This window comes from Chryseobacterium sp. II3a, assembly GCF_057815135.1.
On record NZ_JBYPZJ010000001.1, the window covers coordinates 819,752 to 832,558 of the forward strand.

Annotated in this window: 11 protein-coding genes; 4 read left to right on the forward strand and 7 right to left on the reverse strand. The window is 36.5% G+C overall.

Features of this window, described 5'->3' with window-relative positions:
* Nucleotides 1-133 precede the first annotated feature (133 nt).
* The 7 genes from AC3HD6_RS03650 to AC3HD6_RS03680 all read right to left on the reverse strand — a co-directional run bounded on the left by AC3HD6_RS03650 (nt 134) and on the right by AC3HD6_RS03680 (nt 7,857).
* Nucleotides 134-646 carry an AAA family ATPase gene (locus AC3HD6_RS03650; RefSeq protein ID WP_488895116.1) on the reverse strand — a complete coding sequence of 171 codons (513 nt, stop codon included), beginning with the start codon at nt 644-646 and terminating at the stop codon, nt 134-136.
* Between the two features lie 176 nt (nt 647-822).
* Nucleotides 823-1,611 carry a PhzF family phenazine biosynthesis protein gene (locus AC3HD6_RS03655; RefSeq protein ID WP_488895117.1) on the reverse strand — a complete coding sequence of 263 codons (789 nt, stop codon included), beginning with the start codon at nt 1,609-1,611 and terminating at the stop codon, nt 823-825.
* Between the two features lie 55 nt (nt 1,612-1,666).
* On the reverse strand, nt 1,667-2,182 hold the full coding sequence (locus AC3HD6_RS03660; RefSeq protein WP_488895118.1) for a hypothetical protein: 516 nt from the start codon (nt 2,180-2,182) through the stop codon (nt 1,667-1,669).
* 290 nt (nt 2,183-2,472) lie between these two features.
* On the reverse strand, nt 2,473-3,183 hold the full coding sequence (gene pgl, locus AC3HD6_RS03665) for a 6-phosphogluconolactonase (protein WP_488895119.1): 711 nt from the start codon (nt 3,181-3,183) through the stop codon (nt 2,473-2,475).
* A 20-nt stretch (nt 3,184-3,203) separates the two neighbouring features.
* Nucleotides 3,204-4,685, reverse strand: a complete 1,482-nt coding sequence (gene zwf / locus AC3HD6_RS03670) for a glucose-6-phosphate dehydrogenase (protein ID WP_488895120.1) — start codon at nt 4,683-4,685, stop codon at nt 3,204-3,206.
* Nucleotides 4,686-4,694: 9 nt separating this feature from the next.
* The gene (gndA, locus tag AC3HD6_RS03675; RefSeq protein ID WP_488895121.1) at nt 4,695-6,113 is read right to left on the reverse strand and encodes an NADP-dependent phosphogluconate dehydrogenase; all 1,419 of its coding nucleotides are present in this window, start codon (nt 6,111-6,113) and stop codon (nt 4,695-4,697) included.
* A gap of 346 nt (nt 6,114-6,459) precedes the next feature.
* The gene (locus AC3HD6_RS03680; protein ID WP_488895122.1) at nt 6,460-7,857 is read right to left on the reverse strand and encodes a hypothetical protein; all 1,398 of its coding nucleotides are present in this window, start codon (nt 7,855-7,857) and stop codon (nt 6,460-6,462) included.
* 342 nt (nt 7,858-8,199) lie between these two features.
* On the opposite strand from AC3HD6_RS03680, the gene AC3HD6_RS03685 reads away from it, so the two are divergent.
* The 4 genes from AC3HD6_RS03685 (at nt 8,200) to AC3HD6_RS03700 (ending at nt 12,716) form a co-directional block, all read left to right on the forward strand.
* Nucleotides 8,200-9,024, forward strand: coding sequence for a helix-turn-helix domain-containing protein (locus AC3HD6_RS03685; RefSeq protein ID WP_488895123.1), 825 nt, complete (start codon nt 8,200-8,202; stop codon nt 9,022-9,024).
* A 75-nt stretch (nt 9,025-9,099) separates the two neighbouring features.
* Nucleotides 9,100-10,398, forward strand: coding sequence for a serine hydrolase domain-containing protein (locus AC3HD6_RS03690; protein ID WP_488895124.1), 1,299 nt, complete (start codon nt 9,100-9,102; stop codon nt 10,396-10,398).
* A gap of 368 nt (nt 10,399-10,766) precedes the next feature.
* Entirely contained in the window at nt 10,767-11,774 is a 1,008-nt protein-coding gene (locus AC3HD6_RS03695; protein WP_488895125.1) for an OmpA family protein, read from the forward strand.
* Nucleotides 11,775-11,798: 24 nt separating this feature from the next.
* Entirely contained in the window at nt 11,799-12,716 is a 918-nt protein-coding gene (locus tag AC3HD6_RS03700; RefSeq protein WP_488895126.1) for a hypothetical protein, read from the forward strand.
* The last annotated feature ends 91 nt before the right edge of the window (nt 12,717-12,807 follow it).

Sequence of the window (12,807 nt, forward strand, 5' to 3'; positions counted from 1 at the left end):
TTCACTAATCTATGCCATATGACAGGTAGAGTTTACATGAAACACTATCATGCGTGATAAGGATTTTGTTTACTTTAATACAACAAAATTAGCAGTATCAATGACAGCTATGTGTCAGGGGTGAATAAAATATTTATGATATCATTCCAGCGAGTACCTGGTCTCTGCGATGAGATAATGTTCCGTTTACTTTAATGATGTCTATTCCAAAGTCACTGATCCAATCATAGAGTAAATCATTGACCTGATTTCTGAGTTTCGGAAGCTCTATCTGGTGAATCGGGATTACATCCGGTTCTTCAATGGGAACCAATACAAAAAGGTCAATTTCAGCAATGACTGCCTGCATTTTTTCAAAGAGCATTTGGATATTTCTACTGGGGTCAAGAATATGAAGGTAGGCCAAAATATCAAGGACACATCTGTCAAATACTACATTGTCTCCGCTTTGATATATCAGTTTTGACGAATAATTGAATTGTTCAACAAAATCTTCAGCATCAGGAGTTTCTGAAAATTCATAACCACATGATTCCAATTGATAATAAGGCTCTGTCTCAAGGGTATAACCTGGAAGATGCTCCAGGAGTTCTTCAGCGAGAGTGGTTTTGCCAACGTTGTGAGCACCGAATATTGCAATTCTCATATTTCACTTAATTTGATCATTAGTTTTTCTTTTATCATCTTATAAATGAAAACATAAAACCTTTCTTTAAAGATATTAAAAATGGTTGGTATGAATGTTTTTAAAAAATAAAAGCACCAATATAATCAGTGCTTTTTGGGCTCCAAGGAGCTCTATACCTTATAAATAAAATAGCGTTATTCTATCCATAGATGCCCCATCGAATAGGTTTTGGCTTTCCCTGCCACAATCACTCTTTCATTTTTGTTTTCACAAAAAAGCTGGCCGCCTCTTTCTGAGAGCTGACGGGCAAAAAGCTTATCTTTTCCCAATCTTGATGACCAGAACGGAATAAGTGAGCAGTGTGCTGAGCCGGTTACAGGGTCTTCAAGAATGGATGACTGCGGAGTAAAGTACCTGGAAACAAAATCACTATCTGTACCTGCTGCTGTCACCGCAACTCCACCTGGATCCAGGTTGAGAAGATCGAAAACAGATCTTTCGACGGTGATCTTTTTGATATCTTCCTCAGACTCGTACACAAGAATATAGTCTCTTGATTTAAAGACTTCTTTAGGCTGAATATTGAGAGATTGAATGATATTATCCGGAAGTGCAGAGGGTTCAGGCATTCTTGACGGGAAATCCATATAATAAAATCCGTCTTTTACATCCACGGTTAATTCACCGCTTTTGGTTTCAAAAACGATTCTGCTATTCGGATAACCTAAGATGGAAGCCAGGCAATGAGCAGTGGCAAGGGTAGCATGTCCGCATAAGTCCATCTCTATTTCGGGAGTAAACCATCTTAGGTGAATCTTTTCACCATTATCAATAAAGAAAGCAGTTTCTGCTACAGCATTTTCTCGGGCTATCTTTAAAAGGACTTCATCGGGCAGCCAGTTTTTCAATGGGACAACACATGCAGGATTTCCATGGAAGATCTCTTCTGTAAACGCATCTATTTGATATAATTCTAACTTCATGATTGAGAAAATTTAAGGTTGTAATATGGGATTATAAAATAATATTTGTTGATGGTTACGACTGTTTTTGCTTTTTAAACACTGAAAAACCATCTGATGACTCCTCTCTTTTCTTTGTTTTTAAAGAGAAAAGAGGGTGGTTGTTCAATAGTTTCATGGTAGGTGATTCAAATTTCCAGTTTGGCCTTTTATCCAGAAAATAAAAAACAGCACCATCATTGGTTTCAATTTCGAAAAAATCATCCGAAAATTTATTCAGCGTATTTCTTACAGGCATATAGGTAATTTCTTTTATTTGCTCAGCAGGATAAGAAATTTTATTGATGATAAGGCCATTATCTGTTAGAAAGACATTGGCAGGAGGAAGATTTTTTTCCAGCATCCGATATTCTGATAAACAGATAAGTGGGAAAAAAATGAAACAAAGAATAGTAGGAAAAATTAAGGTGATAGGATCTTCTTCTTGTGTACTTAAAAAATAACAGGCTGTTGTTACTATATGAACGAAAATAATAATCACTCCATACCTGTAAAAGAAGAACTCGAAATAACTTGGGTTTAATTTTTTCACGAATGATAGTGTTTGGTTTTCATAGCCATGGAGGCAGAAATGTATTTTCTTTTATAAAAATACAAAAGTTTGTCCTAATATTTATATTGATTTTTTTCAGTATTTTAAATTATTTAAGCTCTTTTGTGCATTATTTTGAAGGAATGGTGAAAATTCGTTTTGAAAAAGTAGGGCTTTTTTCTAATGATTAGTGTATACATAAAATATCACCACTTATTTAAAGTGGTGATATGGTATTTTGTTTGGCCAAGGCTGTATGACCTTAATCAGTTTTAATGAAATGGATAAGGTTAAGCGCCTGCTTCTTCGTCAGTGAAAATCTTGACGCCGGCTTTCTTTTCAATTAACTGAAGCGGGTATAGTTTCGGATTGTATTCTCCGTTTAAAACTTCGTTCAGAGCATGCTTTTTAGAAGTACCGAATGTAACAATCAAAATATTGTCAGCTTTGTTGATGATAGGCTCTGTCAAAGTAATTCTGAACATTTCCTGAGGTTTCAGATAATAAGCAGCCACCCATTTTTCTTTTTCATCCAGAATTGCTTCTCCCGGAAATAAAGACGCTGTATGGCCATCATCACCCATTCCTAAAAGGATAAAATCAAAAACACCTTCTTCACCTAATACGTTTCTGATTTTTGCTTCATATTCTTTAGCATAATCTTCAGGTTCAATTCCATCTTTATACATTGGGAAAATCTGATCTTTATTCACTGGTACTTTATCTAAAAGTGTTTCCAGGGTCATTTTGAAATTACTTTTTTCATCATCCAGCGAAACCCATCTTTCATCTACCCAGAAAATATAGACCTTGCTCCAATCTATTTTATCTGCATATTGCGAAGTGGCCAATAAACTGAAAATGGCTTTTGGTGAAGAGCCGCCGCTTACGGCTGCTACAAACTTTCCATGTTTTTGAATAGATTGTTCTGAAAGCTCAACAAATGTATCTGCCGCTTTTTGATATAAAGTATCTAGTGTATTAAATATTGTGATATCCATTTTTATTTCTTCGTTAAATTCTAAATCCACTCATGCCCTTGTCTTTCCACCAAAGCATTGCTGTCGTCAGGTCCCCAGCTTCCTGCATCGTAATTAGGGAAAGAAGGATCTTTGGTTGTTTCCCAGGTTTCCTGAATCGTTTTGACAACATCCCAGGCTTCTTCTACCTGATCAGAACGCATAAACAAGGTAAGATCACCTGCAAGTGCCTCTAACAAGAGGGTTTCATAAGCTTCAGGAGTATCTGTCTGACAGGCAAAATTATCAAAAATCATTTCTACCGGCTTCAATTCTAATGAAAGTCCCGGCTTTTTAGACATAAACTGTAACCTTATATCCATTTGTGGCTGAATGTTAATAATCAGTCGGTTAGCGGATAAAGGGGATGAGCTTTCTGAAAATGTAGAATGAGGAAGAGGTTTAAACTGAATGGTAATATAAGAATGCTTCTCTTTCATTCTCTTTCCGGTACGTACATAGAAAGGAACGTTTTCCCATCGATGGTTATCCAGATAAAACTTTATAGCAACGAATGTTTCTGTATTGGAATCAGCGGCAATTCCCTCTTCCTGACGGTAGCCGTTTACTTTGGCTCCGTTTACTTTTCCTTTTCCATACTGACCCCGAACTGCATAATGATCTACTTTATCTGATGAAATTCTGCGGATTGATTTTAAAACATCCACTTTACGATCTCTGATCTCTCCAGACTCCAATGAAACCGGTGGTTCCATGGCTACCATACAGAGGATTTGGAGAAGGTGGTTCTGAATCATATCACGCAAAGCTCCTGTCTGCTCATAAAAGCTGGCTCTTGTTTCTACCCCTACTTCTTCTGCAACGGTAATCTGAACCGACTCTATATGCCTGTGATTCCATAAAGGTTCAAAAATTGAATTTCCGAATCTGAATGCTAAAATATTCTGAACCGTTTCTTTTCCCAGATAGTGGTCGATACGGTAAATTTGTTCTTCCTGGAAGGTTTGTGAAAGAAGAGTATTAAGTTCTATGGCAGATTCTTTATTGTGGCCAAAAGGTTTTTCAATAATAATTCGATCTTTTGAAGGATCTGAAGCGATAGAAGTATTCTTAATATGATTTGAAATGACAGATACAAAGTTCGGTGCAATGGAAAGATAAAATAATCTATTCCCTCTCATTCCGTAAACTTTGTCGAAATTTTCTAATTTATGATACAGATTTTGATAAGAATCTTCTTCATCCAGCTGATGCTGAAAGTAGCTGATGTGCGCCTGAAAACCTGCCCAATCTTCTTTGGTTACCGTTTTTCTTGAAAAGCTTTCCAGGTTTTCTTTAATATAAGCTCTGAATTTTTCATCCGTATTTTCAGCTCTTCCCAACGCTAAAATATTAAAGCCTTTGGGCATTCTGCCATCAATATATAAATTGTAAAATGCAGGAAAGAGCTTTCTTTTTGCCAAATCTCCTGTTGCACCAAAAATAACAATTGTGGTTGGGTGCAGGATTGTATTGTCACTCATTTTCCGGATTTATTTATTTAGGTTTTGCCATGAAGTGTGAAAAACTCCTTCTCTATCTGTTCTTTGGTAGGTGTGTGCTCCAAAATAATCACGCTGAGCCTGAAGTAGGTTTATAGGTAATGATTCTGTGGTATAGGCTTCAAAATATCCTAAAGCAGCTTGGGTTCCTATGCTTGGAATTCCGTTTGATGCAGCAAAAGAAGCTATTTTTCTTAATGAAGAAATTTTTTCTTTTACGATTTCTGAAATTCCCTGGTCTAATAGAATATTAGATAAATTCTGATCTTTAGAATATGCAGAATAGAATTTTTCTAATAAAACGGAACGGATGATACATCCACCTCTCCATATTTTAACAACATCTTTTAAAGGAATTTCAAACTGATATTCTTCAGAGGCCTTTACCAATAATGCCAACCCTTGAGCATAACTGATTAAAGTTGCTAAATAAAGCGCGTCACCCACTTCTTTGATGAACAATTCTGTATTTTCCGGAGTGGTTATTTCTTCTTTTGGATATAATTGAGAAGCTTTTACTCTCTCTTCTTTATATGCTGATATAATTCTGGAAGTTACCGCAACATCAATGGTCGGGATAGAAACACCAATTTCCATAGCCTGCTCAGAAGTCCATTTCCCTGTTCCTTTTGCACCGGCTTTGTCTAAAATTTGATCCACAAGAAAACCATCTGTTAGATCATCTTTTTGCTGGAAAATATCTCTTGTGATTTCAACAAGGAAAGAATTCATTTCCCCCTCATTCCATGTTTTGAACACTTCATAAAGCTGATCGTTGTTCAGGTTGGCTCCTTTTCTCAACAAATCGTAAGCCTCACTGATCAACTGCATGATGGCATACTCAATCCCATTGTGAACCATCTTTACATAGTTTCCTGCAGAACTTTTGCCCATGTAAGCGGTACAGGCTTCACCGTTAACTTTTGCTGCAATTAATTCTAACATAGGTTTTAACAGGTTAAAGGCTTCCAAATCACCACCAGGCATAATGCTAGGTCCTCTTCTTGCTCCTTGCTCGCCTCCTGAAACGCCCATTCCCATAAAATGCAGGTTTTTGGATGCTAAATCAGCAATGCGTCTTTCAGTATCTTTGAAATAAGAATTCCCCGCGTCAACTACAATGTCTTTCGGGCTGAGAAGCGGTGTAATGCTTTCCAGAACAGCATCTACAGGTTTTCCTGCTGGAACCATTAAAATAATTTTTCTCGGACTCTCCAAAACGGAGATAAACTCTTCCAGAGAAGCTGTTCCCTTCACTGAAGTTCCTGGAGTTGCTCCCTGATGAAGTTCTTTTACTTTTTCCTCATCCAAATCGAATCCTGCTGTAGAAAAACCGTTATCGGCAATATTGTAAAGCAGGTTTCTTCCCATGACTCCGAGACCGATGACCCCGTAATTGTACTTTTCCATTCTTATCTTATTTTAAGATTTATTTTATTTTTACAAGTCAAATTTACGGAAATGCACAGCAGTAAAAAAAATATATGAAATTTTCTTTCAATCGCTGTGGTAGTTATCATCAACTGAAAAGCTTATAAACAATGGAAATACATTGATATAATTCATGCTGGCTATTCATTTAACTATTCATGAGTTTAAAAAAGGTTGATCCATTGAAGTGTAGGGTTTCTTTAAATACTATTCATTGTCTTGAAAGAATAATAAAATCACCACTTTATATAAAACGGTGATTTTTTTTGTGTTAATAGAAACTTTGCCTGATAAATGTAAATGAGGGCTTTTAGCTCTTGTATTACTATTCTAATCGCACTACATTAATAATGAAGGGAGCTGCAATATTTGTGGAACTCGGGGTTGATCCAAAAGAAAGTGCCTGGAATGATAGAACCTGGCCTGCGTTCATTTTTAACAACGTAGAGTTTGTACAGGTAATAAATGATGGGGCTCCGTTTTTTTCAGGGAGCGGAACTTTGGTACTTGTAAATGACTGCTGAATTCCGTTTAAGCTGATTTGAGCATATCCTGTATATCCATCTCCATCGTCTTCGCTTGAATCTCTTTGAGGGTAATTAATTATAAAATCTACCTTATATAATCCGGCTGCATTGGCTGTAAAAGTATTTCCTGACATTTCGCTCAGATTATCAAAAGTCTTTGCAGAAGTTACTGCATTGGTAAATGTGTTATTTAAGGTTATTATTGCTGTGCCGGTTCCTCTTGCTGCACTTACGTTCGATGAAGTGCGTAATTGTACAACACCAGTACTGTTTACAGCTAAACTTCCTACAGGACTTGATGCACCCTGCAATCCTTCCAGTCTTAAAGGGTTTGTAGCGTTGATGTGAAGTTTATTAGTTGCAGAGGAAGTTCCTACACCTATATTTCCTGTGATTGGATTGATTCTCATTCTTTCAATCAACCCTCCGCCTACAGAGTTTCCGATATAGAAATCTTCTTCTGAACCGTTGATTAATGTGGAACCCGAACGAACGGACCCTAAAGCCCAGTTGGCACCACCTGAAGAAGGACCGCTGTTGGTAAAACCCAGTAATGAGTAATTTCCCGTAGCTAAAGCAGAAGTATTTCTTAATGATAAAATTCCATATGGGTTGGTTCCGGCTGCAGCATCAATCAAATTATATCTGTTGGAGGATGGAGTGGTGGAAACTACATGTAAACGTGTTTCAGGAGACGCTGTTCCCAACCCAATTCTGTGATTGGCTGCATCTACTGAAAAAGTAGTTCCGTCAACAGAAAAACCATTAATAGCGGTAGAGGTAAAGGCTAATGTATTGGCATCCTGTGTTACGACTCTGTTTCCGGTAAGATTTCCGTCAGTATTGTAAATATTTGTTGTGATTGCTATCCATTGAAATCCTGTGAAATAGTGATATCCTGTGTTATGAATGCTGCCTACCTGTGCGATACTGGGGGCAAACCCGGCTGGGGTAATAATGTCTGTGATATAAACAATGGCACCTATCTGGTCGCTTCCATACGTTCCGAAATCTTTTGCAGCTAATTGCTGCTTAGAAACTCTTGGTGGTAGAAGACCATCTTTCATATGAGGGCTTGTACTTCCTGTAACATCTAATGTTGCATGGGGAGTGTCGGTATTAATCCCTATCTGTGCAAATGTGGTTGCAGCTGTTGCACACAAAGCGATAAAAGAATAAAATTTCTTAGCTTTCATGTTATCGGTTATTAGTTTGTAGTTTTTATGATTTTTTTAAATAAATGATTTATTTCATTAATTTGTGATAAATAAAAGGCCTATTATATATCGTCAATCAGATGCACAAACATATTTCAATTTTCAGTTTTATCATTACGTATAAATACTGCATTTTATGAAAAAGTGTTTTCCAGAGTAGGGCAGGCATTACTTATATTGCAGAACATAGGTGATTGACAATTATTTTTACTGTTTTTTTTCAATTCACTTGTGTCTTTTGTTTTGTACTTTTCTTTTTAATTTAGTAACTAGAATATTGTTACTTGAACTAGATTCATATAAATTTTATAGCTAAAAAAGATGACCATAAAAATCTATAAACCTGAAGATCCCTTATTAAAAAAATATATTGAATGCTTTTATATTTTAGAACAAACTTCAGATGAATCCCCTGCTATTTATTTTACTTTTCCAAGCATCTATACTATTGTCACCATTAGTGAAAACACAGAAACTCTGGCCACCAAAAACAAAATAACGACTAGATACTGTCCATCCAAACCTATTGAAACCAACCTGGTAAGTAATTTTAATGAGCCGGTACTGGTCAGCTATGAAGGCAGAATTAATGAAGTTACGACTTACTTCAAGCCATTGGGAATCAATTCATTTATACCGAATAATTTAAAAGAGTACTCGGAAGGAAGCTTTCCTGATTTTAGTCCATATGAGGATTATAAAGAAACCATGACCGCCATTCTTTCCATAAAAGATCCGTCTGAAAAGATCCGTGCGATAGAATTGTATTGGCTTTCAAAATTTCGTCCGTTTGAGAATGCCTTATTGACAGAGATCTTGACCGAAATGCTGGATACCAATAACACAGATCAATCTATGGCCCGGTGGTCTTATACAACGGGCCGGTCACGAACAACAATAAATAAGCATTTTGATCAGCATATTTGTAAAACGCCCTCTGAATTCAAAAAGATTATCAGATTCAGAGCTGCCATTCAAAGCCGGTTGGATGACAAAAATAGAGTAGGAATGCCTTATACCGTGGATTATTTTGACCAGTCACACATGATAAGAGATTTTAAAAAGCTAACAGGTTTTACTCCCAAAGTGTTTTTTTCGAAAACAACAACGCTTGAAAAAGGTCTTATAAAATGGATGTTTATTTAGTGGGTTTACAAAAATACAATGATGGTTATTGATTAAGTAGTAACATTGTGATCTAATAATATCATTCAATAGTTTATGAAGCTAATCCTAATCATACTGTTATTCCCCACTCTTATTTTCGGGCAGAAAAATATGGAAGCTAAGCTCGCAAAATATATGCAGGCCCAGGTTGAAGTGAATCATTTTAGTGGTACTGTCCTTGTGACAAAAGACGGTCGGGTGTTACTAAAAAAAGCATATGGTTGTGCAGATTACGAGTGGAATATTAAAAACACCATAGATACTAAATTTCAGCTGGCCTCAGTAACCAAACAATTTACCGCTGCAGCTATCCTTCTATTGGTTGAAAAAGGGAAACTGTCTCTTGATGATAAACTGAGTAAATTTTTTCCGGATTATCCCAAGGCTGATAGTGTTACAATTCATATGCTGTTATCACATACTTCAGGGCTGGCTATGGGCTTTAAAGAAATAGCCTTAAGTACCATGGATAAGGATTCTGCCTATGCCAAAATAAAGAAAATGCCTTATGAATTCTCTCCAGGCACTAAAAGCGGATACAGTAATATTGGCTATTATTTACTGGCTAAGATCATTGAAAAAGTATCAGGTGAGAAGTATGCTGTTTTCTTAAAGAAGAATATATTTGAAAAAGCAGGAATGAAGAATACAGGCGTCAGTAATAATGAATCTGTAGTTGAAAAAAAAGCAAAGGCTTATTGCCAGACAGAAAACGGGCTTATTCATAATCCTTATATCAATTGGGAAATTAATGTTGGCCATGATGGCGTTTATTCTACCATTGAAGACCTGGCTTTATGGGACAACGCTCTATATGGAACAAGTATTCTTTCCGATAAGATGAAAAAACTTATGTTTACGCCCTATGGCACTGAAAACTGGGGATATGGCTTTATTATCAATCCGTTTTACAATCACGGGCATCAGTTGATTGCTCATGACGGAGGTTTTTTTGGTACCATGACTTCTTTTGACCGATTTACGGATGATAAGCTTTTTGTGACTGTACTTTCTAATAACGAATCATTTTCTCATATCATAAGTTATGGACTTGCTGCTATTGCATTCGGAAAAGAGGTTGAACTTCCTTACAAACACCATCGAATTGAAATAGACCCAAGTTTATACGATGAATATGTCGGGCAATATGATAAAATTAACATATTGAAAATGGATGGTAAACTTTATTTCAACAACGTAGAAATGGAACTCATTCCGGAGTCAAAAACCAAATTTTTCAGAGCGGATAATCATGACAGGACCATAGAATTTATTCCGGACAGTGCGGGTTTTTACAATTCTATCATTTTGACAAAAGGCGGGGTAAAAGAAGTTATAAAAAGAACTAAATAGCCACTGCTAACAAGCTTTTGCATCAGATGGGCAGAATAGGCATTTTTCACTCTTGTTACAATATTATTTCATGATGTGGTATATTTTTATCCGTAAGCTTCGACGAATCATTAAAGTGGATTCTATCTTTGCTCTCTCACAATCAACAGTTTCAAATAAAATCTTTGCTATCATCCGTACATGATCTTTTTAATCACTAAAATCCTTAAATCTAGGTAGTTTCCCATTAGCATTTTATTTGTAAGTTAGTGCCGCAAAAAATAGTACGGTAAAATATATCGAACGATTTTGATTCAGAAAGATTCGAGTTGTTTTATCCTTCACTATTTTAAAAGAAATGATACACCATAAACCTAAAATTTATTAACATGAAGAAGACATTGATTATTCTATCCATAGGCGTTTTGCTTGCTGCCTGTAACAAAAAGGCTGAACAAAAAACAGATACAGCACACGATACTGTAGCCATAGAAAATCCTAGAGCAGCTGAAAAATCTTCAGGTGGAACCAATAGTTTTGATATCAACTCCATACCGGTTTCTACCACTGAATTGGGTGATCTTCCCTTTTTCAGTTTTCCCAAAGGACTGGCATTTCAAAACAAACCGGTACAAAGAAGTTATGATATGCTGTTTTTCCCACTTAATGGCGTAATGACCCCAATAGAAGGAAAAGTTTGGAAAACATATGTTGTCAACGAGAAAAGCAATACAGAAGAATGGTCGTTGCCTTATTTTTTGAAAAGCTATGATGACGCTATTACAAAAGTGGGCGGAGTAAAAATATTTGATGGTAAAGTTTCCCAGCAGGAGCTTGACAGAATAAAAGAAGACGCCAAATACTTTGGTGAAGAAGGCTCTATAGATTATTGGAATGAACCTGTAAAAGTATATGTCATCAGAAGGACCAATGGCGATGATATTTATATTCAGCTGTATGGAAATACTTCTACCGGAGCCATACAAATTCTACAAAAAACCCCGTTTAAACAAACGATTTCAATCCTAAAATCTGATGAAATAAAAAAAGAATTAGACGCAAAAGGCAAGGCGGTATTGCATATTAATTTTGATACCGACAAAGCGAGCTTACAACCCGATGGCAAAACAGCCGTAGATGAAATCACAAAAGTTCTGAAAAACGACAGCAGCCTAAAATTGGCTATCAACGGATATACTGATAACAGCGGAAATGATGCCCATAATCTCCAGCTTTCAAAAGACCGCGCAACAGCTGTATTGAATGCCATCACTACTTCAGGCATCGATAAAGCAAGACTTTCAGCAGAAGGCTACGGCAGTAAAAACCCGATAGCGGATAATAATTCTGAACAAGGGAAGGCGCAAAACCGTAGAGTAGAGCTGGTGAAAAAATAATGTAAACTCGTAATAAACTATTTAATGAGGAAAATCAGATATTTTACCCTTTTATTGGGAATGGTTGGAGCAGGCCTTTTTGGACAGACTCCTGAAAAAATCACTTTTAAAGATACTCAAAACCATTATCTGAAATTGGTTCCGAAGGATAAAGCTGAAGGAATACTTGTTATTTTACACGGAGGAGGTGAAAATGGCGAAAAAGTAATGAATCAGATTAAGCTGGATGATCTGGCATTGGAAAAGAATCTCATCGTATTACTTCCAACCTGGGAAGACGGGGATTTCGGATTTCATATAGAGCAGAAGTTTTTAGACAGAATGGTAAAGGATACAGTAGAAAAGCATAAAGTTTCTAAAGATAAAATATCAATTGGCGGACTTTCCGGCGGAGGTATGCTGGCTGTTACCTATGCTGAAAGAGCAATCAGGGACAAAAATACCTATTTTATCCCCAATTCTGTATTCGCTCTTGATGCACCGTTAGATTACGAGAATATGTATTACAGGCTGCAGAGAGAGATAGAAAGAGACTATTCTGATATTGGAACTAATGAAGCAAAATATCTAACTGCTGAAATGGTTGAAGCCATTGGTACACCCGATAAAAACAGAGCCAATTACCTAAGAGAATCTATGTTTTCTTATCGTGAAAAAGATGGAGGCAATGCCAAATATCTTCTCAATATTCCTGTTCTGATTTATACAGAACCGGGGATTATATGGCAGATGGAAAACAGAGGAAGGGATATTTACGATCTTAATGTGGCAGATATTACGGCTATGATTAATCTGTTACGGCTAAAAGGCCACAAAAATGCTGATCTTGTCATCACCAATGATCGTGGAATTCGTCCGGACGGTACAAGACATCCTCATTCATGGAGTATCATGGATTCTAAAGAATGTTTAAACTGGATATTAAAACATATGAAGGCATAAAGTGACCACAGCTGCTTGAATGTTTCACAGGTATTAGCAGGTGGACAGCAAAAATCCGATGGCAGATAACAGTTCTGAAGAAGGGAAGGCG

Excerpts from the sequence above, each read along its gene's own strand:
- AC3HD6_RS03700 (WP_488895126.1), top strand. The coding sequence starts at position 11,799 with ATGAGGAAAATCAGATATTTTACCCTTTTATTGGGAATGGTTGGAGCA.
- zwf (WP_488895120.1), bottom strand. The coding sequence starts at position 4,685 with ATGAGTGACAATACAATCCTGCACCCAACCACAATTGTTATTTTTGGT.
- AC3HD6_RS03655 (WP_488895117.1), bottom strand. The coding sequence starts at position 1,611 with ATGAAGTTAGAATTATATCAAATAGATGCGTTTACAGAAGAGATCTTC.
- gndA (WP_488895121.1), bottom strand. The coding sequence starts at position 6,113 with ATGGAAAAGTACAATTACGGGGTCATCGGTCTCGGAGTCATGGGAAGA.
- AC3HD6_RS03650 (WP_488895116.1), bottom strand. The coding sequence starts at position 646 with ATGAGAATTGCAATATTCGGTGCTCACAACGTTGGCAAAACCACTCTC.
- AC3HD6_RS03690 (WP_488895124.1), top strand. The coding sequence starts at position 9,100 with ATGAAGCTAATCCTAATCATACTGTTATTCCCCACTCTTATTTTCGGG.
- AC3HD6_RS03685 (WP_488895123.1), top strand. The coding sequence starts at position 8,200 with ATGACCATAAAAATCTATAAACCTGAAGATCCCTTATTAAAAAAATAT.
- AC3HD6_RS03680 (WP_488895122.1), bottom strand. The coding sequence starts at position 7,857 with ATGAAAGCTAAGAAATTTTATTCTTTTATCGCTTTGTGTGCAACAGCT.
- AC3HD6_RS03695 (WP_488895125.1), top strand. The coding sequence starts at position 10,767 with ATGAAGAAGACATTGATTATTCTATCCATAGGCGTTTTGCTTGCTGCC.
- pgl (WP_488895119.1), bottom strand. The coding sequence starts at position 3,183 with ATGGATATCACAATATTTAATACACTAGATACTTTATATCAAAAAGCG.